This window comes from Streptomyces sp. NPDC008313, assembly GCF_042956125.1.
Taxonomy (GTDB): Bacteria; Actinomycetota; Actinomycetes; order Streptomycetales; family Streptomycetaceae; genus Streptomyces.
The window spans coordinates 190,183-215,434 of sequence record NZ_JBIBFR010000007.1; the positions used below are offsets into that span (position 1 = coordinate 190,183).

Consider the following 25,252-nt stretch of genomic DNA (forward strand, 5'->3'; position numbering starts at 1 on the left):
GGCCGGCCTAGGCGGACCAGGTGGAGGCGAGGCTGCCGGTGCCGAAGGCGCCGTCCTGTTCGCGCAGGGCGGCGGCGACCGGCTTGAGGACCTCGCGGCCCGACTCGCCGTTGGTCAGGGCGACGAAGCCGGAGCCCGTGCCGGTGGCGACGATGAGCATGTTGCGGTAGCCCTGCGGCTCACCGCCGTGCCCCACCTCCAGGTCGGGGGCGACCCCGTCGACGACGGCGCCGAGGCCGTAGAAGCCGTCCTCGCCCGGGGTGCACATCTGCTCGGCGAGGGGGCGCGACAGGACGGCGTACGGCTCGCCCCGGTAGGCGCGGCGCAGTTCGACCACCACCTTCGCCAGGTCCCCGGCCGTGGACCAGAGGCCGGAGGAGGCCAGCTGCGGGCGGACCCGCCAGCCGCCCTCGATCCGGGCGCCCCGGCTGTCGTGGCCCTCGGCGGCCGGACGGCCCGCGGTGCGCGGGAAGTCCTGCTCGAAGCCGCTGGACGTCATGCGCAGCGGTTCCAGGACCAGCTCGCGCAGCAGCGCCGCGAACGGGGTGCCGGTGGTGTCCTCCAGCAGCTGCTGGATCACCGAGTAGTTGGTGTTCGCCAGCTGGAAGGCGCCGGGTGCCCGTTCGGCGTGGACGGGCGGCGTGTCGAGCGGGGGCCGCCCGGTGAGCAGGTCGAGGACGGTGGGCATCGGCTCGCCCGGCAGGTAACCGGCGTTCCCGACGACCGTCAGCCCCGAGCGGTGGCTCAGCAGCTGCCGCAGGGTGACCCGGGCGGGCTCGCCGGCCGGGGCGGTCACCTGCCAGGACGTGAGGTACGTGTTGACGTCCTCGTCGAGGCCGAGGGTGCCCCGGTCCACCAGCCTCAGTACACCGAGCGCGGTGACCAGCTTGCTGATCGACCCGGCCTGGAACAGCGTCTGCGCGGTGACCGCCTCCGCGGAGCCCGCGGTGAGCACCCCGTACGCCCGGACCCCGGCGACCTCGCCGTCCTGGATCCGCGCGACGACCGCTCCGGGCACGTGGTGCTCGGCCATGCCGGGCAGCAGCTCGGGGGCGGCGGGCGCGGCGGCCGTACGGGCGGCGGGCGCGGCGGCGGTGCGGGCGGCGGACGCCGGCCGGGTCTTCGCCGCCTGGGCATCGACGGCGGCGGCGAGTTCCGCGAGGGTGCCCGTCTCGTAGAGCATCCGCAGGGAGATGGGCAGGCGCTGCTTGCGGGCCGCCGCCATCACCTTGATGATCAGCATCGAGTGGCCGCCGCGGTCGAAGAAGTTGTCGTCCAGGGAGATGTCGTCGGTGCCCAGCAGCTGGGACCAGATCCCGGCGAGCGTCTTCTCCGTCTCCGTGCCCGGCGCCCTGAACTCCCGCTCGTCGGCGGCCGTTCCCCGGTCCGGTACCGGCAGGGCCTTGCGGTCGACCTTGCCGTTGGCGTTCAGCGGCAGCGCGTCGAGGGCGGTGAGGGTGGCCGGGATCATGTAGTCGGGCAGGGCCGTGGCGAGGTGGGCGCGCAGCGTGTCGTCGGTGACGGTCCCAGGGGTGACGTAGGCGGCGAGTTCCTTGTCGCCGGTCGGTCCGTCCAGCGCCGTCACGAAGGCGTCGCGGACGTCCGCGTGGGCGGCGAGGACGGCCTGGACCTCGCCGAGTTCGACGCGGAAGCCGCGGATCTTGACCTGGTCGTCGACGCGGCCCAGGAACTCGACGGTCCCGTCGGCCAGTTGGCGTACGAGGTCACCGGTGCGGTAGAGCCGCTTGCCGGGCACGCTCCCGTACGGGTCGGGCACGAAGCGCTCGGCGGTCAGGTCCGGGCGGCCCGCGTAGCCCCGGGCGATCCCGGTGCCGCCGACGTACAGCTCGCCCGTGACGCCGACCGGGACCGGCTGCAGCGCCGCGTCCAGGACGTAGGTCGTCATGTTCGGCAGCGGGCGTCCGATGGGCAGCACGTCCGCGTCGGTGCCGGCCGGCACCGGGTGGACCGTGGTGCCGACGGAGGCCTCGGTCGGCCCGTACTCGTTGATCAGGCGGGTGTCCGGAGCCAGTTCACGCCAGCGCTCCAGCGTCGCCCGCGTGAACGCCTCGCCCGCCACCACCAGCACCGGCGCGAGTCCGCTCGCCTGCTCGGGCATCAACTGCTGGGCGAGGATGTCCAGATGCCCGGGGGTCAGCTTGACGAAGCTGTACGGGGCGTCGGCGGCCAGCCGCTCGCCCAGGTCGGCGGGGCCGGTGTCCTGGCTGACGGTGTGCACGGTCTGGCCGGTGACCAGGGGCGCCCACAGGTTGGGGACGACCAGGTCGAAGGCGACCGACGAGAACAGCGGCGCACCGCCCTCGCCCTGCGACGCCAGCTCCCGCGCCGCCCACGCGACATGGTTGGCCAGCCCGCGGTGGGTGACCTCCACACCCTTCGGGGTCCCGGTGGAACCGGAGGTGAAGATGACGTACGCCAGCCGGTCCAGGGCGTCACCGTCCGTCCGGTCCGGGGCCGAGTCCGGCAGCGCGGCGAGCGCGGCGGGGCCGGGGAGCCCGTCCAGGGTGACCTCGGCGCCTGATGCCTCGCGCATCGCGGTGACACGGTCGGCCGGGTAGGACGGGTCCACCGGCACGTACGCGCCGCCCGCCTTCCACACCGCCAGCAGCGCCGTCAGCAGGTCGGGACCGCGGTCGAGGCGGACCAGCACCCGCGACTCGGCGCCCACACCCGCATCCCGCAGGTGGTGCGCCAGCCGGTTGGCACGGGCGTCCAGCTCACCGTACGAGAGGGCACTGCCCTCGCCGGCGACGGCGACGGACCCCGGGGTGCGGGACGCCTGCTCCTCGAACCGGCGGAGCACACTGGCCGTCTCCGCCTCGTACCCGGTGTCGTTCCACTCGACGAGCTGCCGCTCCCGCTCCCCTTCCGGGAGGAACGACGCCTGCGCGTCGCCCTTCGGGTCGCGGGCCATCGCCTCCAGGACCGACCGGTAGATCCCGGCGAGCCGGTCGAGGGCGTCCTGGCCGAGGACCAGGTTGTTGGCGGAGAGGTTGATGTGCCCGGACAGGACCGAGACGCGCAGCCCGAACTCCAGGGCGCCCTCGCCGACCGTGGCCTTGGTGTCGATCAGTTTCTCGTCCACCTGGTGGAAGTCCTGGTAGGAGAACGGGATGTCGATCAGGCGCCGGCCGTCGCCGAGTTCGCGCTGGATCTCCGGCATCGGGAAGGCCCGGTGCGACCAGAGTTCCGCCTCGCGGGCGAAGACCTGCTCCGTCAGCTCGCGCCAGGTCGCGGCGGACCGGTCGTGGGCGAACGGCAGCGTGTTCAGGTGCATCCCGTAGACGCGGTCGGCGCCCCGGGCCTCCGGGCGGGCGTTGCACACCAGCCCCGTGAAGAAGCGCTCGTCCGGGGTCAGCTGGCTCATGACCTTGAGGTGGGCGGCGTGCAGGACGCTCTTGAGGGAGGCGCGGGCGTCGGCCGCGAGCGAGCGCAGTCCGGGCTCCAGGTCCCCGAAGGCCACCTGGCCGCGTGACTGGCGGCGCTCGGAACCGGGCGCGTCGGCCCAGGCGGCCGGCAGCTCCAGCCGGGGGTACTCGGTGACGACGTCACGCCAGTACCCGCGGTCCTCGGCGGAGGCCAGCGAGTCGAGTTCGGCGGCGACGAAGTCCGCGTACCGCACGGCGGGCGCCTCGTACGGCTCCGGGGCACCGGTGTCCCGGATCTGCCGGTAGGCGTCGATGACCTCCATGACCAGGGTGAAGGTCGACCAGCCCTCCATGACGACGTGGCACTCCGTGATGGCGAGCCACCAGGCGCCCGTCTCCTCCACATGGGCGGCGATCCGCATCAGCGGCGCCCGCTCCAGGTCGAAGACGTTCGCGCGCTCCTCGGCCGTGAACTCCCGTACCGCCCGGTCGATGCCGTCGCGGTCCAGGCCGCTCAGGTCACGGGTCGCGACGGGGATCTCGGCGTCCGCGTGGACGAGCTGCATGGGCACCGAGTACGTGGAGAGGTCGACGGAGGTGCGCAGCACCTCGTGCCGGCCGACGATCTCGGCCACGGCGCGGCGCAGCGCGTCCGCGTCGAAGGCGACCTCGTCGCGGATCCGCATGGAGAAGACGTTGTGGTACGTGTTCCTGCCGTCGCCGCGCTGCATCTCGACGACCATGCCGAGCTGGGCCTGGGAGAGCGGGTAGGCGTCGGCGAGGCCGTCGGGCAGCCGCTCCCTGTCCGCGTCGGTGAGCAGTGTGAACGGTGCCACGCTGCCCGCGCTCTGCGCCGGGGCGGGGCGCCCGGTCGCCAGTTCGGCGAGCGCGGCGACCGTCAGGCTCTCCAGGATGTCGCGCACCGCCAGGTCGAAACCGGCCTCGCGCAGGGCGCCCACCAGGGACAGCGCCCGGATCGAGTCGCCGCCGAGGTCGAAGAAGCTGTCCTCGACGCCGACCCGCTCGACGCCCAGGACGTCGGCGACGGCGTCGGCGATGTGCTGTTCGGTGTCGGTGCGCGGGGCGACGTAGGTCTGCTCGCCGGTGAGGGCGGTGCCCTGGCCGGGGGCGGGCAGGGCGCGCTTGTCCAGCTTGCCGTTGGTGGTCAGGGGCAGCGCGTCGAGGGCGACGAACGCGGCCGGCACCATGTACTCGGGCAGCGAGCCGCCGAGGTGGGCGCGGAGTTCGCCGAGCGCGGGCGGCTGGTCGCCGGTGGCCGTCAGATAGGCGACGAGGCGCTTGTCGCCGGGGGTGTCCTCGCGGACCAGGACGACCGCGTCCCGGATGCCGGGGTGCGCGGCGAGCGCGGTCTCGATCTCGCCGAGCTCGATACGGAAGCCGCGTATCTTCACCTGGTCGTCGATGCGCCCGAGGAACTCCAGGCTGCCGTCCGGCAGCCTGCGCGCCAGGTCACCGCTTCGGTACAGGCGCGAGCCCGCGGGACCGTACGGGTTCGGCACGAACCGCTCCGCCGTCAGCTCCGGCCGGTTCAGATAACCGCGCGCCACACCCGGACCGCCCACGTGGATCTCACCGGGGACACCGAGGGGTGTGAGGTCCCCGTCCGCGTCGAGGAGGTGGACCTGGAGGTCGGCGAGGGGGCGGCCGATGGCGTTGCCGGCCCGGGGGTCGAGGTCCTTCTTGGTGAGCCGGTGGTAGGTGGTGTGCACGGTGGTCTCGGTGATCCCGTACATGTTGACCAGTGCGGTCCGGGCCAGGCCCAGCTTGTCGGTCCACGGGCGGAGTTCGGAGATCTCCAGCTTCTCCCCGGCGAAGACGACGGCCCGCAGGGACAGCTGCTTGATCCGCCGGTCGCCGTCGGCGGCGGCCGCGACCAGGGAGCGGAAGGCGGTCGGCGTCTGGTTGAGGACGGTCACCTCCTGCTCGACGAGCAGGTCGAGGAACTCCTCGGGGCTGCGGGTGACCGCGTAGGGGACGACGACGAGCCGGCCGCCGTGCAGCAGCGCACCCCACATCTCCCACACCGACACGTCGAACGCGTACGAGTGGAACAGCGGCCACACGTCCGTCTCGTCGAACGCGTAGTGCTCGTGGCCGCGCTCCAGGAGGCGGACCACGTTGGAGTGGGTCAGCGCGACACCCTTCGGGCGGCCCGTCGAACCCGACGTGTAGATCGTGTAGATCAGGTTCTCCGGACTGCCCGCGACACCCGGGTCCGTGTCCGGGAGCGCCGCGAGCGCCCCCGCGTCCGAGTCCAGGAGCAGCAGGTCCACGTCGAAGAGGTGCGCGTGCTCCGCCGTCGTCACCACGACCGGGGCCTTCGCGTCACCGACGATGTACGCGATCCGGTCCGCCGGGTTCGCCGGGTCAAGCGGCAGATACGCCGCACCCGACTTCAGGACGCCCAGCAGCGCCGGGATCAGCTCGATCCCCCGCTCCAGACTCAGGCCCACCAGCGTCTCCGCACCCACACCCTTCCCGATCAGCGCGTGCGCGATCCGGTTCGCCCGCGCGTTCACCTCCGCGTACGACAGCTCCGTACCCTCGAAGCAGACCGCGACCCCCTCCGGAGTCCGCGCCACCTGCTCCTCGAACACCTCGTGCACCCGCCGCGTCACCGGCTCCGCCGCCTCCGCCACCACCTCACCGAGGAGGCGTTCGCGTTCGCCGGCCGGGAGCCGGGTGGCGCGGGCGTCGCCGTCCGCGTCCTCGGCCATGGCGTCGAGGACCGCCCGGTACATCCCGGCCAGCCGCTCGGCGTGGGCGACGCTCAGGACGTGGGTGTTGGTGCTGAGGACGATGTTCGCGCCGGTGGCGTGCACCGACAGGGCGAACTCGGTCGGGGTCTCGCTGATGCGGACGCCGGAGTCGACCAGGTCGTCGTCGACCTGGTGGAAGTCGACGAAGTTGAACAGCACGTCGATCAGGCGGCCGCCGCGGGCCGCGCGCTGGATCTCCGGAAGCGGGAAGCGCCGGTGCGTCCAGACCTCCAGCTCGCGGGCGAACACCTGGCCCACCAGCTCGCGCCAGGTGCGGGCGGAACGGTCGTGGGCGAACGGCAGCGTGTTGAGGTGCATGCCGAGCACCCGCTCGGCGCCCGCCGCCTCGGGGCGGGCGTGGGTGACCAGGCCGGTGAAGAAGGCCTGCTCGCCGGTGAGCTGGCTCATCACCTTCAGGTGCGCGGCGTGCAGGACGCTCTTGAGGGAGGTGCCGGTCTCGGAGGCGAGGGCCCGCAGCCGCGGCGCGAGGTCGTCGAGGGCGACGATCACGCGGTTGGACTCGCGTGCCCTGCCCGGTTCGGCGAACCCGGCGGGCAGTGCGAACCGGGCGTGCTCGTCGACGACGCCCTGCCAGTAGGCGCGGTCCTCGGCGGTCGCCAGGGCCTCCACCTCGCCGGCGACGAAGTCGGCGTACCGCACGGGCGGCCGGTCGTAGGGCGCGGCCTCGCCGGTGTCGCGGATCTCCCGGTAGGCGGCGAGGAGTTCCATGACGAGGGTGGCGTGGCTCCAGCCCTCCAGGATGACGTGCGACTCGGTGAGCGAGAGCCACCAGGCGCGGTCGCCCTCGATGTGCGCGGCGGTGCGCAGCAGCGGTGCCGCCGACAGGTCGAACAGGGCGGCGCGCTCCTCGGCGACGTACGCCCGCAGCGCGGCCTCCAGGCCCGCCGCGTCGGTGCCGCTGAGGTCGGCGACGGTGACGGGGGTGTCGGCGTGCGCGTGGACGATCTGCAGCGGTACCGAGTAGCCGGAGGCGGCGACGGAGGTGCGCAGCACGTCGTGGCGGGCGACGACGGTGCGGACGGCGCGTTCGAACGCGGTGGGCGAGAAGGGCGCGTCGTCGGTGATCCGGAACGAGGTCACGTTGTGGTAGTTGCTGCGGCCCGTGTCGGCCATCAGCTCCACGACCATGCCGGCCTGGATCTGGGAGAGCGGGTAGGCGTCGGTGGTGCCCTCGGGCAGCTTCGCGCGGTCCGCCTCGGTGATCAGCTCGTAGGGGCGCACGCTTGTCCTTGTGTCCATGGGTCCTTCCCGGCCTTCCAGGAGCTCGGCGAGCCCGGCGACGGTGCGTAGTTCGAAGACCTCGCGGACGGCGACGTCGAAGCCGGCCGCGCGCATCGCGCCGACGAGGGCGACGGCGCGGATGGAGTCGCCGCCGAGGTCGAAGAAGCTGTCGTGCCGGCCCGCCCGCGGAGCGCCGAGGACCTCGCACCAGATCGCGGCGACGCGCTCCTCGACGGGGCCGCTGGGCGCCGCGTAGGTGTCGTCGGCGGCCAGCGCGGCGTCGGCGGGGGCGGGCAGGACACGGCGGTTGAGCTTGCCGTTGGCATTCAGCGGCACGCTGCCGATCGGTACGAACGCGGCCGGGACCATGTAGTCCGGCAGCACCTCGGCGAGGTGGGCGCGCAGGCCGGCGAGGGCGGGCGGCTGGTCGCCCGCGGGGACGAAGTAGGCGACGAGGCGCTTGTCGCCGGGGGTGTCCTCGCGGACGACGACGACCGCGTCCCGCACCTCGGGGTGGCCGCCGAGGGCGTGGGAGATCTCGCCGAGTTCGATGCGGAAGCCGCGGATCTTGACCTGGTCGTCGATCCGGCCGAGGAACTCCAGGCTGCCGTCGCGCATCCTGCGGGCGAGGTCTCCGGCCCGGTAGAGGCGGGCGCCGGGCGGGCCGTACGGGTCGGGCACGAAGCGCTCGGCGGTCAGTCCGGGCCGGCCGAGGTAGCCGCGGGCCACGCCCGCGCCGCCCACGTGGATCTCGCCGGGGACGCCCAGCGGCACGATCCTGCCGTCCCGGTCGAGCAGGCAGACCCGCAGGTCGTCGAGGGGGGCGCCGACGGGGCTGCGCAGCGGCGCGGCGAGGTCGGCGCCGGTGAGCAGGTGGTGGGTGACGTGGACGGTGGTCTCGGTGATCCCGTACATGTTCACCAGGTCGGTGGTGTCGAGCCCGACGCGTGCGGCCCACGGGGCGAGTTCGCCGACCTCGAGCTTCTCGCCGCCGAAGACGACGGTGCGCAGGGCGAGTTCCGCGACGCGCGGGTCGTCGTCGCGGGCGGCGGCGGTCAGCGCGCGGAACGCGGACGGCGTCTGGTTGAGGACCGTGACGCCCTCCGCGGCCAGCAGGCCGAGGAAGTCGTCGGGCGAGCGCGTGACCTGCTGGTCGACGACGACGAGGCGGCCGCCGTGCAGCAGGGCGCCCCACAGTTCCCACACCGAGAAGTCGAAGGCGTAGCTGTGGAAGAGCGTCCACACGTCGTCGGGGCCGAAGTGGAACCGGTCCTCGGTGACGGTGAAGAGGCGCAGCACGTTGGCGTGGGTGAGGGCCACGCCCTTGGGGCGGCCGGTGGAGCCCGAGGTGTAGATGACGTACACCAGGTTGCCGGGGGCCGCGCCGGACTCGGGGTCGGTGCCGGGCTGGGCGTCGAGCAGGTCGGCGTCCCGGTCGAGCAGGACCAGGTCGGCGGTGAAGGCGTCGGCGTGGCCGGAGGTGGTGACGACGACCGGGGCGGCGGCGTCCTCGGCGATGTAGGCGAGGCGGTCGGCCGGGTAGGCGGGGTCGAGCGGCAGATAGGCGCCGCCCGCCTTCAGGACGCCGAGGAGGGTGGCGACCAGGTCGGTGCCGCGTTCCAGGGCGACGCCGACCAGGGTCTCGGGCCCGACGCCCTTGGCGCGCAGCAGGTGGGCGACGCGGTTGGCGCGGGTGTTGAGCTCGGCGTAGGTGAGCCGGGTGGTACCGGAGGTGACGGCGACGGCGTCCGGGGTGCGGGCGGCCCGCTCCTCGAAGACCTCGTGCACGCACCGGTCCGGGGCGGCGTCCGCGCCGCCGGGTGCGGCGGCGCGGGTCCAGTCGGCGAGCTGGAGGGCGCGCTCGCCGTCCGGCAGGTACACCTCGCGGGCGTCGCCGTCCGCTCCGCCCGCCATGGCGGTGAGGACCGCCCGGTACATCGCGGCGAGCCGGCCGGCGTGGGCGCGGCTGATGCGGTGCGTGTCGGACTTGAGGTGGAGCTGTCCGGCGAGGGTGGTGACGGCGAGAGCGAACTCGATGCCGCCGGCGCCGGTGCCCGCCGCGACGTCCACGAGGTCGGTGTCGACCTGGTGGAAGTCCTGGTAGTTGAAGACGACGTCGACGAGCCGCTGCCCGCCCGCCTGCCGCTGGAGCGCGGGCAGCGGGAACCGGCGGTGCGGCCACAGCGCGACCTCGTGGTCGAAGACCTGCCGCACCAGGTCGCCCCAGGTGGCGGCGGACCGGTCGTGGGCGAACGGCACGGTGTTGACGTACATGCCGAGCACCCGGTCGGCGCCGGCCGCCTCGGGCCGGGTGTCGCCGACCAGTCCGGCGTGGAAGCACTCCTCGGAGGTGAGCTGGCCGAGCACCTTCAGGTGGGCGGCGTGCAGCACCGCCTTCAGGGAGGTGCGGGTGGCGCTCGCCAGGCTGCGCAGTCCCGGCTCCAGGTCGGCGAGGGCGACGCTGACCCGGTAGGTCTCGGCCGGGGCGGAGGTGTCGCCCCAGTCGGCGGGCAGCTCGAAGGCGGGGTACGCGTCGAGGGTGTCCTGCCAGTGGGCGCGGCTCTCCTCGCTGCCGAGGGTGGCCAGTTCGGCGGCGATCGCGTCGGCGAAGCGGACCTCGGGCAGGGCGGGCAGGGCGGGCTCGTGTCCGTCGCGCAGGGCGGCGTACACGTCGAGCAGTTCCATCATCAGCGCGTGGTAGCTCCAGCCCTCGGTGATGGCGTGGGACTCGGTGAGGGCCAGCCGCCAGGACGTGCCGCTCTCGACGAACGCGGCGACCCGCAGCAGCGGGGCGGACGCGAGGTCGAAGTGGTCGGCGTGCTCGGCGGTGACGAAGTCCCCGAGAATCCGCTCCTGCTCGCCCGCGTCGGCGTCGCGCAGGTCGGTGACGCGGACCGGCACGTCCGCCGTGGCGTGCACCAGCTGCATCGGCACGGAGTAGCCGGTCAGTTCGAACGACGTGCGCAGCACCTCGTGCCGGGCGACGACGGTACGGGCGGCCTCCCGGAGCGCCTCGGCCGAGAACGGCACGCCGTCGCGGATCCGGTTGACGCTCACGTTGTGGTACTTGGTGCGGGCACCGTCGGCGAGCATCTCGACGACCATGCCGGTCTGCACCTGGGACAGCGGGTAGGCGTCGTCGAGACCGCCGGGCAGCAGCGCGCGGTCCGCGTCGGTGACCAGCGCGAACGGCGCGGTCCAGGTCCGCTCGGCCGGGGCCGGGCGTCCGGTGAGGAGTTCGGCGAGCGCGGCGACCGTACGGGCCTCGAAGATCTCGCGTATGCCGGTGTCGAACCCGGCGGCGCGCAGCGCGCCGACCAGGGTGACGGCGCGGATCGAGTCGCCGCCCAGGTCGAAGAACCCGTCGTGGACACCGACCCGGCCGAGGCCCAGGACCTCGCTCCACACGGACGCGACGCGCTCCTCGACGGTGGTGCGCGGTGCCGTGTACGTCTCGGCCGCCGCGTGGGCGGAGCGGTCGGGGGCGGGCAGGGCGCGCCGGTCGGTCTTGCCGGTGGGGCTGAGCGGGATCGCGTCGAGGGCGGTGAAGGAGGCGGGGACCATGTACTCGGGCAGCGAGGCGGCGAGCAGCTCGCGCAGCTCGGCCGGCTCGGGGCGGGCGCCCGGCTCGGGCACGTAGTAGGCGGCGAGGGCGCGTGCGCCGGGTACGTCCTCGCGGACGTCGGCGACGGCGGCCCGTACGCCCGGGTGGGCGGTGAGGGCGGTCTCGATCTCGCCGAGTTCGATCCGGAACCCGCGGAGCTTGACCTGGGTGTCGACGCGGCCGACGAACTGGAGCTGCCCGTCGGGCAGTTGACGCACCAGGTCGCCGGTGCGGTAGAGGCGGGCGCCCGGCTCGGCGGCGTACGGGTCGGGGACGAACCGTTCGGCGGTCAGGCCGGGGCGGCCGAGGTAGCCGCGGGCGACGCCGATGCCGCCGACGTACAGCTCGCCGGTGACCCCGGCGGGCACCCGGTGTCCGCGGGCGTCGAGCACGTGGGTGGTGAAGGCGGGCATCGGCCGGCCGATCGGCGGCACGGCGGCGCCCGAGAGGGGGGCGCTGGTGGTGGCGCAGACGGTCGTCTCGGTGGGCCCGTAGGCGTTGATCATCACGCGGCCCGCGGACCAGGCGGCGACCGTGTCGGGCGGGCAGGCCTCGCCCGCGACCAGCAGCGTCGCCCCGGCCGGCAGTCCGCCGTCGACGGGCAGCACGGACAGCGCGGCCGGCGGCAGGGTGAGGTGGGTGATCCGCTGCTCGTGGGTGAGTGCCGTCAGCTCGGCCCCCGGCATCAGCCGTTCGGCGGACGCGAGGACCAGCGTGGCGCCGGTGAACAGGGCCTGGGCCAGGTCGGCGAAGGCCGCGTCGAAGCTGATCGAGGCGAACTGCAGGATGCGGCTGCCGGGACCGGCGCCCATCCGGGCGGCCATGCCCGCGCCCAGGTTGCCGGTGCCGGCGTGGGTGACCACGACACCCTTCGGCCGCCCGGTGGAGCCCGAGGTGTAGATGACGTACGCGGCGGACTCGGGCCGCAGGTCCACGGCGGGCGCCGTGGCCGGCAGTCCGGCGATCGCCGCCGCCGTCTCCTCGTCGTCGACGACGACCGTCCGCGCCGTGTGCGCGGGCAGTGTCCCGGCGACGGCCTTCTCGGTGAGCAGCAGCCGGGTGCCGGAGTCGCCGAGCATGTAGGTGAGCCGGTCGGCGGGGTAGGCGGGGTCGAGCGGCAGGTAGGCGCCGCCCGCCTTGAGGATGCCGAGGATGCCGGTGATCAGGGCGGGTCCGCGGTCCAGGGAGACGGCGACGACCGTCTCGGGGCCGACCCCGAGCCCGGCCAGGTGGTGGGCGAGGCGGTTGGCGCGGGCGTCCAGCTCCGCGTACGTCACCGCGGTGTCCTCGTGGGCGAGGGCGACGGCGTCCGGGGTGCGGGCGGCCTGCGCGGCGAACAGCGCGGGCACGGTGCCGTGCGCGGCGGGCTCGCCGGGGGCGGCGGACGGCAGCAGCTCCGCCTCGGCGGCGGGCAGGTACGTGGCCCGCGCGTCGCCGTCCGGGTTCGCGGCCATCGCCTCCAGGACGGCCCGGTAGAGCCCGGCGAGACGCTCGGCGTGGGCCTGGCTCAGCACGTGCGTGTTGCTGCTGAGGCCCAGATAGCCGCCGAGCACCGAGACGTGCAGGCCGAACTCGGTGGCCGCGTCGTGCGCGGCCTCCTTGAAGTCGACGCGCTCGGTGTCGACCTGGTGGAAGTCCAGGTAGTTGAAGACGACGTCGATGAGCCGCTCGCCGCCGGCGAGCCGCTGCACGGCGGGCAGCGGGTAGCGCCGGTGCGGCCAGGTCGCGGCCTCCCGGTCGAAGGTCCGCCGGACCAGCTCGCGCCAGGTGCGGGCCTCCCGGTCGGTGGGGTGCGGCAGCGTGTTGAGGTGCATGCCGTAGACCCGCTCGGCGCCCAGCGCCTCGGGCCGGCCGTGGGCGACGATGCCGGTGAAGAACCGCTCCTCGTCGGTGAGCTGGCTCATCACCTTCAGGTGGGCCGCGTGCAGCACGCTCTTGTACGAGACGCGGGCGGCGGCCGCCAGCGCCCGCAGCGGGCGTTCGACCGTGCTGAGGTCGACCCGGGCCCGGGAGACGGTCCGCGGGGTGGCCGGGTCGTCGGCCCAGGAGGCGGGCAGCGTGAACGGGGCGTACGTGTCGACGGTCCGCTGCCAGAAGTCGCGGTCCTCCTCGGAGGCGAGGGAGTCCAGTTCACCGGCGATGAAGTCGGCGTACCGGACGGACGGTGCCGCGTACGGGCCCGCGGCGCCCTCGTCGCGGAACTGCCGGTAGCAGTCGAGCAGTTCCATCAGCAGGGAGTGGTGGCTCCATCCCTCGGTGACCAGGTGCGGCTGGGTCAGGACGAGCTGCCAGGACGTGTCGTCCTCGACGAGCGCGGCGATCCGCAGCAGCGGCGCGGCCGACAGGCCGAAGTGCCGGGTGCGCTCCGCCGCGCGGCGGGCGGCGACCGCCTCGGCGCGGGCGCCGGCGTCCTGCAGCGCCCGCAGGTCCTCCACGGTCACCGGGACCTCGGCGTGCGTGTGCACGTACTGCATGGGCACGGAGTGGGCGGTCAGCTCGACGGAGGTGCGCAGGATGTCGTGGCGGGCGGTGACGGTGCGGGCGGCGGCGCGCAGCGCTTCGGCGTCGAACGCCATGCCGTCACGGATCGGGAAGACGCTGACGTTGTGGTACTTGTCGCCGCCCTCCTCCGCGAGCATCTCCACGGCCATGCCGGTCTGCACCAGCGACAGCGGGTAGGCGTCGTCGAGCCCGGCCGGCAGGTGGGCGCGGTCGGCGCCGGGCACCAGGGTGAACGGTGCGACGCCGGTGTCGGCGGTCTCGGGCGCCGGGCGGCCGGTGAGCAGCTCGGACAGCCGGGCCACGGTGCGGTACTCGAAGACGTCCCGCACCCCGATGTCGAAGCCCTCGGCGCGCAGGGCGCCGACGAGGGCGACGGCGCGGATCGAGTGCCCGCCGATCTCGAAGAAGTCGTCGTCGACGCCGACGGCGTCCCGCTCCAGGACACGGCGCCACACGGACGCGACGCGCTCCTCGGAGTCCGTGCGCGGGGCCACGAACCCGTCGGGGACGGCGGCGGCCGACTCGGGGGCGGGCAGGGCCTTGCGGTCGACCTTGCCATTGGCGTTCAGCGGCAGCGCGTCGAGGGCGGTGAGGGTGGCCGGGATCATGTAGTCGGGCAGCGCGGTGGCGAGGTGGGCGCGCAGCGCCTCCGCGGTGACCGCCTGAGGGGTGACGTAGGCGGCCAGTTCGCCGTCGACGGTCGTCACGAAGGCGTCGCGGACGTCCGCGTGGGCGGCGAGGACGGCCTGGACCTCGCCGAGTTCGACGCGGAAGCCGCGGATCTTGACCTGGTCGTCGACGCGGCCCAGGAACTCGACGGTCCCGTCGGCCAGTTGGCGTACGAGGTCACCGGTGCGGTAGAGCCGCTTGCCGGGCACGCTCCCGTACGGGTCGGGCACGAAGCGCTCGGCGGTCAGGTCGGGGCGGCCCGCGTAGCCCCGGGCGATGCCCGTGCCGCCGACGTACAGCTCACCGGTGACGCCGACGGGGACCGGCTGCAGGGCCGCGTCCAGGACGTAGGTGGTCATGTTCGGCAGCGGACGCCCGATGGGCAGCACGTCCGCGTCGGCGTCGGCCGGCACCGGGTGGATCGTCGTGCCGACGGACGCCTCGGTCGGCCCGTACTCGTTGATCAGCCGGGTGTCCGGGGCGAGTTCACGCCAGCGCTCCAGCGTCGCCCGCGTGAACGCCTCGCCCGCCACCACCAGTACGGGGGCCAGAGCGGCGGCCTGTGCCGGGGTGAGCTGCTGGGCGAGCACGTCCAGGTGGCCCGGGGTGAGCTTGACGAAGCTGTAGGGGGCCGAGGCGGCGAGGCGCGCGCCCAGGTCGGCCATGTCGACGTCCTGGCCGACGGTGTGCACGGTCTGGCCGGTGACCAGGGGCGCCCACAGGTTGGGGACGACCAGGTCGAAGGCGACCGACGAGAACAGCGGGGCGCCGCCGTCACCCTGCGACGCCAGCTCCCGCGCCGCCCAGGCGACGTGGTTGGCCAGGCCCCGGTGGGTGACCTCCACGCCCTTCGGGCGGCCGGTGGAACCGGAGGTGAAGATGACGTACGCCAGCCGGTCCAGGTGGTCGGTCCTCGCCGGCGCGGTCACGGGGAGGCTGATCAGCGCCTTCGCCGGGATCTCGGTGAGGACGGCACGGGCGCCGGAGGCCTCGCGCATCGCGGTGACACGGTCGGCCGGGTAGGACGGATCGACCGGCACATAGGCACCGCCCGCCTTCCACACCGCCAGCAGCGCCGTCAGCAGGTCGGGACCGCGGTCGAGGCGGACCAGCACCCGCGACTCGGCGCCCACACCCGCGTCCCGCAGGTGGTGCGCCAGCTGATTGGCGCGCGCGTCCAGCTCACCGTAGGAGAGAGAGTTCTCCCCGTCGGCCACGGCCACGGCTCCCGGCGTGCGGGACGCCTGCTCCTCGAACCGCTGGAGCACACTCGCCGACTCCGCCGCGAACGCGGTGTCGTTCCACTCGACGAGCTGCCGCTCCCGCTCCCCCTCCGGGAGGAACGACGCCTGCGCGTCGCCGTCCGGGCCCGCCGCCATCGCCTCCAGTACGCCGCGGAGCATGGCCGCGAGGCGGTCCGTGCCGGAGCGGCTGAGGGCCTTCGGGGACGCGGTGAGGACGAGGTGGCCGACGCGGGCCGAGACGCCGAGCGGGAACTCGGTGGGGCTGTCGTCGATGCTGGCCAGGTAGTCGACCTGGTCGCGGTCGACCTGGTCGAAGTCGTGGTAGCTGAACCGCATGTCGATCAGGCGCTCGCCGCCGGCGAGTTCACGCTGGATGACCGGCATCGGGAACGTGCGGTGCGGCCACAGCTCGATCTCGCGGGCGAACACCGCGGCGACCAGCTCGCGCCAGGTCGCGGCGGACCGGTCGTGGGCGAACGGCAGCGTGTTCAGGTGCATCCCGTAGACGCGGTCGGCGCCCAGCACCTCGGGGCGGGCGTTGCACACCAGGCCGCTGAAGAAGCGGTCCTCCTCGGTGAGCATGCTGAGCGTCTTCAGGTGGGCCGCGTGCAGGACGCTCTTGAGCGAGGCACCCGCCGCGGTGGCCAGGGCGCGCAGCCGGTCCTCCAGGTCGTGGAAGGGCACGGGCACCCGGTACGGGGCGCCGGTGTCGGCCGGGTCTCCGGTCCACGGGGCGGGGACGGTGAGACGGGCGTGGCCGTCGACCACGGACTGCCAGTAGGCGCGGGTCTCCGCGGAGGCGAGCACGTCCAGTTCGGCGGCGACGAAGTCGGCGAAGCGGACCGCCGGGCGGGCCGCGGCGTCCTGGGCGGGCTCCCGGCCGTCGCGGAGGTTCCCGTACTCCTCCAGGACCTCCATCAGCAGGGAGTGGTGGCTCCAGCCGTCGAGGATGGCGTGGCACTCGGTGTTGGTGAGCCACCAGCTGCCGTCGCCCGCGATGTGCGCGTACAGCCGCAGCAGCGGCGGCGACGCCAGGTCGAACAGCTCGGACCGCTCCTTGACCGTGAAATCGCGCAGAGAGGCGAGCAGCTCCTCCTCGGAGAGGCGGGACAGGTCGCGGAAGCCGACGGGCATCTCGGCGGTGGCGTGCACCAGTTGCAGGGGCACGGAGTAGCCGGTGAGGTCGACGGAGGTGCGCAGCGCCTCGTGGCGGGCGACGACGGCCGCGGCGGCCTCACGCAGCGCGTCGGGCGAGAAGGGCCGCTCGTCGCGGATCCGGAAGGAGGTGACGTTGTGGTACGGGTGCTTGCCGTCGTCGGTCAGCATCTCGACGACCATGCCGAGCTGGACCTGCGAGAGCGGGTAGGCGTCGGCGAGCCCTGCGGGGAGGCGGTCCGCGTCGGCGGCCGGCACCAGGGAGAACGGCTCGACGGTGCGGTCGGCGTCGGTGGGCGCGGGGCGCCCGGTGACCAGTTCGGCGACACGGGCGACCGTGCGGTACTCGAAGACGTCGCGGACGGCGAGGTCGTAGCCGATCGCGCGGAGCCGGCCGACGAGGGTGACGGCCCGGATGGAGTGCCCGCCGAGTTCGAAGAAGCCGTCGTCGACGCCGACCCGGTCCAGACCGAGGACGTCGGCCCACACCTCGGCTATGCGCTCCTCCGCGACGGTGCGCGGGGCGACGTATCCGGAGGTGCCCTGGGCGTCCTGGCCGGGGGCGGGCAGGGCGCGCTTGTCGAGCTTGCCGTTGGTGGTCAGCGGCAGCGCGTCGAGGGCGACGAACGCGGACGGCACCATGTACTCGGGCAGCCGGGCCGTGAGGTGGGAGCGCAGCTCGCCGGGGGGCGGGACCTCCTCGGAGGCCGGGGTCGTCCAGGCGACGAGGCGCTTGTCGCCGGGGGTGTCCTCGCGGACCAGGACGACCGCGTCCCGGATGCCGGGGTGTGCGGCGAGCGCGGTCTCGATCTCGCCGAGCTCGATGCGGAAGCCTCGGATCTTCACCTGGTCGTCGATGCGCCCGAGGAACTCCAGGCTGCCGTCCGGCAGTCGGCGCGCCAGGTCACCGCTTCGGTACAGGCGCGAGCCGGCGGGACCGTACGGGTCGGGTACGAACCGCTCCGCCGTCAGCTCCGGCCGGTTCAGATAACCGCGCGCCACACCCGGACCGCCCACGTGGATCTCACCGGGGACACCGATCGGGACCAGCCGGCCCTCGGCGTCGATCAGGTGGACCCGGAGGTCGGCCAGCGGGTGGCCGACCGGGTTGCCCGCTCCGGGCTCCAGGTCGCGCTCGGTGAGCCGGTGGTAGGTGGTGTGGACGGTGGTCTCAGTGATCCCGTACATGTTGACCAGGGCCACCCGGTCGAGCCCGAACCGCTCCGCCCACGGCCGCAGTTCGGAGACCTCCAGCTTCTCCCCGGCGAAGACGACGGCCCGCAGGGACAGCTCGGCCTCCGTCCCGGCCAGGGAGCGGAAGGCGGTGGGCGTCTGGTTGAGGACCGTGACGCGCTCGCGGACGAGCAGGTCGAGGAACTCCTCGGGGCTGCGGGTCACCGCGTGGGGGACGACGACGAGCCGGCCGCCGTGCAGCAGCGCACCCCACATCTCCCACACCGACACGTCGAACGCGTACGAGTGGAACAGCGGCCACACGTCGGTGTCGCTGAACGCGTAGTGCTCGTGGCCGCGCTCCAGGAGGCGGACCACGTTGGAGTGGGTCAGCGCGACACCCTTCGGGCGGCCCGTCGAACCCGACGTGTAGATCGTGTAGATCAGGTTCTCCGGACTGCCCGCGACACCCGGGTCCGTGTCCGGGAGCGCCGCGAGCGCCCCCGCGTCCGAGTCCAGGAGCAGCAGGTCCACGTCGAAGAGGTGCGCGTGCTCCGCCGTCGTCACCACGACCGGGGCCTTCGCGTCACCGACGATGTACGCGATCCGGTCCGCCGGGTTCGCCGGGTCAAGCGGCAGATACGCCGCACCCGACTTCAGGACGCCCAGCAGCGCCGGGATCAGCTCGATCCCCCGCTCCAGACTCAGACCCACCAGCGTCTCCGCACCCACACCCTTCGCGATCAGCGCGTGCGCGATCCGGTTCGCCCGCGCGTTCACCTCCGCGTACGACAGCTCCGTACCCTCGAAGCAGACCGCGACCCCCTCCGGAGTCCGCGCCACCTGCTCCTCGAACACCTCGTGCACCCGACGCGTCACCGGCTCCGCCGCCTGTGACGCGTCCTCGCCGAGGAGGACGGCCAGCTCGTCGTCGCCGACGATCCCGTACGAGGACAGCCGGGCGCCGGGGTCGGCGGCGATTCCGCCGAGCAGGCGCAGCAGGTGGCCGCTGAAGCGCTCGACGGTCGCGTGGTCGAAGAGCGAGGTGGCGTACTCGAGCCGTCCGCCGAGGGAGCCGTCGGCGCCCTCGCGGATCTGCAGGTCCAGGTCGAACTTGGCGACGCCGCCGGAGCCCTCGAAGGGCGAGGCGTCGACGCCGGGGAAGGTGAACGCGGAGCTGCGGTCGCCGTGCAGGGTGAAGGCGGTCTGGAACAGCGGGGTGCGGGAGAGGTCACGCTCGGGGGCGAGGGCGTCGACGACCTGGGCGAAGGCGACGTCCTGGTGGTCGTAGGCGTCCAGGACCGTGCCGCGGGTGCGGTCCAGCAGCTCGCCGAAGGTGGGGTCGCCGGACAGGTCCCCGCGCATCACGAGGCTGTTGATGCCGTAGCCGACGAGCCGCTGCAGCTCGGGCCGGCCGCGGCCGGAGACGACGGTGCCGACCGCGATGTCCGTGCGGCCGGTGTAGCGGGCCAGGAGGGCCTGGTAGGCGGCGAGGAACAGCATGAACGGGGTGCTGTCGTGCCGGGCGGCCAGCTCGCGCAGCCGGGCGGCCACCGGGGCGGGCACGTCGAAGCCGACGGAGGCGCCGGCGCCGTCGCGGACGGCGGGGCGCGGGCGGTCGGTGGGCAGGTCGAGCGGGGCGAGGCCGGCCAGCCGCTCCCGCCAGTGGTCGAGGTGCCGTTCGACGACGTCGCCGGTCAGCTCGGCGCGCTGCCAGGCGGCGTAGTCGGCGTACTGGAGGGGCAGCGGCTCCGGGGTGGTGCCCGCGTACAGGTCGCTGAGCTCCTGGCCGATGACTCCGGTGGACCAGGCGTCGCAGGCGATGTGGTGGAGGACGACGGCGAGGACGTGCTCGTCGTCGGCGAGCCGGATCAGCCGGGCGCGTACGGGCCGGTCGCGGGCGAGGTCGAAGGGGCGGGCGAGGTCGGCCTCGACCAGGGCGCGGGCGGCGTCGTCGTCGGCGGCGTCGCAGCGGTCGAGGGGCGCGGGGCCCGGGGCGTCGACGATCTGGACGGGCTCGTCCCCGTCGAGGGCGTAGCGGGTGCGCAGGATCTCGTGCCGGTCGACCACCCCTTGCCAGGCCGCGGCGAGCGCCTCGGTGTCGAGCCGGCCGCGCAGCCGCAGCACCAGCGGGACCAGGTACTCGGGGCTGTCCGGCTCCAGGCGGCTGAGGAACCACATCTGCTGCTGCCCGTGGGACAGCGGGAGCGGGGCGGTGCGGTCGGCGCGGGGGATCTCCGGGCGGCGGGTGGTGGTGCCGCCGCGGCGGCCCGCGAGACGGCGGCGCAGCAGCTCGGCGCGGAGCGTGTCGGCGTCGGCGCCCGCGACCGCGGGCCTCTCCATTTCCCCGGTGCTCATGCCTGGTGCTCCTTCAGCGAGGGATTGTTCGTGAGGTCTGGGGTGGTGGCCGCGGCGGCCGTCGCCAGGTCCGTGTCGTCGCCCAGGCCGGCCTCCTCGCGGAGGTCGGCGTCGGTGAGGGCGTCGATCTGGGCCATGACGCGTTCCTCGACGGTGGCGGCGAGGCGGGCGACGGTGGGGCCTTCGAAGACGGTGCGGACCGCGAAGTCGATCTCGAACTCCTGCTGGATGTGGGAGATCAGCCGGATCGCGAGGATCGAGTTGCCGCCGATGTGGAAGAAGTTGTCGTGCGCCCCGGCCTGTACGCCGAGCAGTTCGCTCCAGATCTCGGCGATGCGTTCCTCGACGGGGCCGCTGGGTTCGGCTCGGTCCTCGTCGTCGGCGGGGCGGCCGGGCGCGGGAAGTGCGGCGCGGTCGACCTTGCCGTTGGCGTTGACGGGGATCGCGTCGAGCGCGGTGAACGTCGCCGGGATCATGTACTCGGGCAGGTGCCGGGCGCAGTGGGCGGCCAGGTCGGGCAGCGGTGCGCCGGGGTCGGCGGGCACGAGGTGGGCGGCGAGCGCGGGTTCGCCGTTCGCGGGGCGGTGCACGGTCACGACGGCGTCGCGGACGGCGGGGTGACCGGCCAGGACGGCCTGGATCTCGCCGAGTTCGACGCGGTAGCCGCGGATCTTGACCTGGTCGTCGACGCGGCCGAGGAAGGCGACGTCGCCGTCCGGGAGGCGCCGGGCCAGGTCGCCGGTGCGGTACATGCGGGCACCGGGGGCCGTGGCGTACGGGTCGGGCACGAAGCGTTCGGCGGTGAGGTCGGGCCGGCCGGCGTAGCCGCGTGCCACGCCGGTGCCGCCGACGTACAGTTCGCCGCCGACGCCGAACGGGACGGGGCGCAGGTCCGCGTCGAGGACGTACATCGTCATGTTCGGCAGCGGGCGGCCGATGGGCAGGACGTCGGGGATGTGGTCGGTGCCGTCCCGCGGTACCGGGTAGACGGAGGTGCCGACGGACGCCTCGGTCGGCCCGTACTCGTTGACGAGCCGCATGTCGGGCGCGAGTTCGCGCCAGCGCTCCAGGGTGGCCCGGGTGAAGGCCTCGCCCGCCACGACCGCGACCGGGGCGAGGGCGCCCGCCTGGGCCGGGGTGAGCTGGAGGGCCAGGATGTCGAGGTGGCCGGGGGTCAGCTTGAGGAAGCTGAACGGTTCGGCCTCCGCGAGCCGCTTGCCGAGCTCCGACATGTCGGTGTCCTGCGGCAGCAGGAACAGCCGCTGGCCGGTGACCAGGGGCGCCCACAGGTTGGGGACGACCAGGTCGAAGGCGACGGAGGAGAACAGGGCGGCTCCCCCGTAGTCCGCGCCGGCGAGTTCCCGGGCCGCCCAGGCGACGTGGTTGGCGAGGCCCCGGTGGGTGACCTCCACGCCCTTGGGGCGGCCGGTCGAGCCGGAGGTGAAGATGGAGTAGGCGAGCCGTCCGGCGTCCCGGGTGCGGGCGGGCGCGGCACCGGGCCGCCCGGCGATCTCACCGGCCTCCTCGTCCAGGAGCAGCAGCCGCGCCCCGGAGGGGGCGAAGCGGCCGGCGTACGCGGAGGTGGTCACCGCGGTGCGGACGCCCGCGGCCTCGCACATCGCGGCGATACGCTCGGCGGGGTAGGACGGGTCGACGGGCACGTAGGCGCCGCCGGCCTTCCAGACCGCGAGCAGCGCGGTGACCAGTTCGGGTCCGCGGTCGAGGAGGACCGCGACGCGGGACTCGACGCCGACGCAGCGGGTGCGCAGGTGCTGGGCGAGCCGGTTGGCTGCGGCGTCCAGCTCGCCGTACGTCGTCGTCTCGGCGCCGAAGGTCAGGGCGGTGCGCTCGGGTGCGGCGGCCGCCTGCTCCTCGAAGCGCTCGAAGACGGTGCGCTCGTCGGTCTCCTCGGCGGTGTCGTTGCAGTCGGCGAGCAGCTGCCTGCGCTCGTCGGCGGAGAGCATGTCCACGGCGCCCAGCGCGGTGTGCGGGTCGCGGGTCAGCTGCTCCAGCAGGGTGAGGAAGTGGCCGGTCATGCGTTCGGCGGTGGCCCGCTCGAACAGCGAGGTGGCGTACTCGAGGACGCCGTCGAGGGCGCCGTCGGGGGTCTGCCGCATGAACAGCGACAGGTCGGTCTTCGCGACCCGCCAGGCCTCGGTGAACGCGGCGAGGTCCGCGTCGTCGGTGACGACGCTGGTCACGCCCTCGCTGTGCAGGTCGAAGGCGACCTGGTAGAGCGGGGTGCGGGAGAGGTCGCGTTCGGGCTGCAGTTCGTCGACGAGCCGCTCGAACGGCAGGTCCTGGTGGACGAAGGCGGCGCGGGCCGCGTCCCGGACGCGGACCAGGGCGTCGGTGAAGGACAGGCCGGCGGTGAGGCCGCAGCGGACGACGAGGGAGTTGAGGAAGAAGCCGACCATGTGCTCGGTCTCGGGCCGGGTGCGGCCCGCCACCGGGGTGCCGACCGGCACGTCCCACTGGCCGGTGTAGCGGGCGACGAGCGTGGCGTAGGCCGTCAGCAGCGTCATGAACGGCGTGGCGCCGTGGGCCCGGCCCAGTTCGGCCAGCCGGGCGGCGGTCGTTGGGGCGACCCTGAACGGGACGACGGCGCCGCGCGGGTCGCGGACGGCCGGGCGGGGACGGTCGGCGGGCAGGTCGACGGGGCTGATGCCGTCGAGGGCGCCGCGCCAGTGGGTCAGTTCCCGCTCGACGACGTCGTCGGTGAGGTGGGCGTGCTGCCAGGCGCCGTAGTCCGCGTACTGGACGTCGAGCGGGGCCAGGCGGGGCTCGCGGGACTCCTCGTACGCGGCGCACAGCTCGCGCAGTTCGCGCTCCAGGACGACCGTGGACCAGCCGTCGCAGGTGATGTGGTGCATCGTCAGCAGCAGCAGGTGGTCCTGGCCGGGGATCCGGGCCAGCAGCGCCCGCCACAGCGGTCCCTCGGCGAGGTCGAAGCCGCGGTCGAACTGCTCGCCGAACAGCGCGGGCAGCCCGTCCGGGGCGGTGTCCTCGACGCGCAGCCCGACGCGGGCGGTGCCCGGCGCGTCGATGATCTGGCGGGGCTCGCCGCCGCGGTCGGCGTACCGGGTGCGCAGCGGCTCGTGGCGGGCGGCGAGGGCGTCGAGGGCCCGGCCGACGGTCGCGGCGTCCAGGGTGCCGGGCAGCCGCAGGAAGAGCGGGGCGACCCACTCGGGGCTGCCGGGGTGCATCCGGTCCAGGAACCACAGCCGGCGCTGCCCGGAGGACAGCGGAAGCTCACCGTCGCGGGGCACCGGGACGATGCCCGGCCCGTCGTCACCGGCGCGCGCGCCGCCCCGCGGGCCGTCGGCCGCGTCCGCCCCGGCGCGCGCTCCCGCGCCGGTGAGCAGGCGGGCCTGGGCCTCGACGGTGCCGGCGGCGAACAGGCCGCGCAGGGAGACCTTCTCGCCGGAGGCGGCGCGCAGCCGCGCCGCGAGCCGGGTCAGCTGCAGCGAGGTGCCGCCCAGGGAGAAGAAGTCGTCGAGGGCGCCGACCCGGTCGAGGCCGAGCAGCTCCGCCCAGACCCCGGCGACGAGTTCCTCGGCCGCGTCGCGCGGCGCGGTGAACACGGGCTGGTCCGCGGCGACGACCTCGTCCGGGGTGGGCAGCATCGCCCGGTCGACCTTGCCGTTGGCCAGCAGCGGGAAGGCGTCGAGGACGTGGAAGAAGGAGGGAACGTGGCTGTCCGGCAGCCGCTCGGCCAGGAAGCCGCGCAGCTCGGCGGTGTCCGGGGCGCCGTCCGCGGTGAGGTGCGCCGCCAGCCGCTTGCCGCCGCCGTCGACCTCGTACGGGGTGACGACGGCGCCGGTGACGGCGGGGTGCGCGGCGAGCGCGGCCTCGATCTCCGCCGGTTCGATCCGGACGCCGTTGACCTTGACCTGGTGGTCGAGGCGGCCCAGGTACTCCAGGGTGCGGTCGGCCCGCCAGCGCACCTGGTCGCCGGTGCGGTAGAGGCGGGCGCCGGGCTCGGCGGCGTACGGGTCGGGCACGAAGCGCTCGGCGGTCAGGTCGGGGCGGCCGACGTAACCGCGGGCCACGCCGGAGCCGCCCGCGTACAGCTCGCCGGGGACGCCGACGGGTACCGGGGTGCCGTTCGGGCCGAGGACGAGGACGCGCATGCCGGGCAGGGGGCGGCCGATGGGCACGGGCCCGGTGGTGACGGCGGGGTCGACGGGCTGGGCGGTGACGTCGATGGAGCACTCGGTGGGGCCGTAGGTGTTCCACACCTCCAGGCCGGTGCCCGCCCGCTCGCGCAGCCGCGCGACGAGTTCGGCGTGCAGCGCCTCGCCCGCCGAGAACAGCAGGCGCAGCCGCTCGCAGCCGCTCCAGTCGCCCTCCTCGACGAGCAGCCGCAGCACGGAGGGGACGACCTGGAGCACGGTCACGTCCTGGTCGGCGACCGCGCGCAGCAGGGCCGCCGGGTCGCGTTCGGCGCCGGCCGGGGCGAGGACGACGGTGCCGCCGCTGACCAGCGGCGCGAAGATCTCCCAGCCGGCCGCGTCGAAGCCGATGGTGGTCTTCTGCAGGACCCGGTCGGCCGCGCCGAGCCCGTGGCGCTCGACGGTCCAGCCGACGCGGTGCGCGATGCCCGCGTGGGTGACGGCGACGGCCTTCGGCCGGCCCGTGGAACCCGAGGTGAAGATGGCGTACGCGACGTTGGCGGGGTCCGCCGCGGGCAGCGGGCCGAAGCCCGGGTCCGGGCGCCCGTCGGGCTCCGCCGGTCCGACGCGCCGGGCTCCGGCGTCGCGGATGGCGCCCTCCAGGGCCGGACCCGCGAGCACCAGCCGGGCGCCGGCCTCGCGGACCAGCCCGGACAGGCGGGCGGGCGGCTGGGCCGGGTCGAGCGGGACGTAGCCCGCGCCCGCCCGCCAGACGCCGAGCAGGGCGACGACCAGGTCGACGCCGCGGGGCAGGCTCACCCCGACGAGCGTCTCCGGTCCCGCACCCAGGTCCCGCAGGTGGCGGGCCATGCGCAGGGACGCACGGTCCAGCTCCTCGTACGTCACCGCCCGAGCGCCGTCGACGACGGCGGCCGCGTGCGGGGTACGGAACGCCTGCTCGGCGAAGCGTTCCGAAAGCAGTTCGGCGTTCACGGTAACTCCTGTCACAGACCTGGGTGTG

Annotated in this window: 2 protein-coding genes; both read right to left on the minus strand. The window is 74.3% G+C overall.

Features of this window, described 5'->3' with window-relative positions; all coding sequences use genetic code 11:
- Positions 1 to 7: 7 nt before the first annotated feature.
- On the minus strand, positions 8 to 20,116 hold the full coding sequence (locus ACFY93_RS12070; RefSeq protein WP_391356613.1) for an amino acid adenylation domain-containing protein: 20,109 nt from the start codon (positions 20,114 to 20,116) through the stop codon (positions 8 to 10).
- A complete protein-coding gene (locus ACFY93_RS12075) occupies positions 20,113 to 25,224 on the minus strand; it encodes an amino acid adenylation domain-containing protein (protein WP_391356617.1) in 5,112 nt (1,703 codons plus the stop codon). The genes ACFY93_RS12070 and ACFY93_RS12075 overlap by 4 nt, the downstream gene beginning before the upstream one ends.
- Positions 25,225 to 25,252 lie beyond the last annotated feature (28 nt).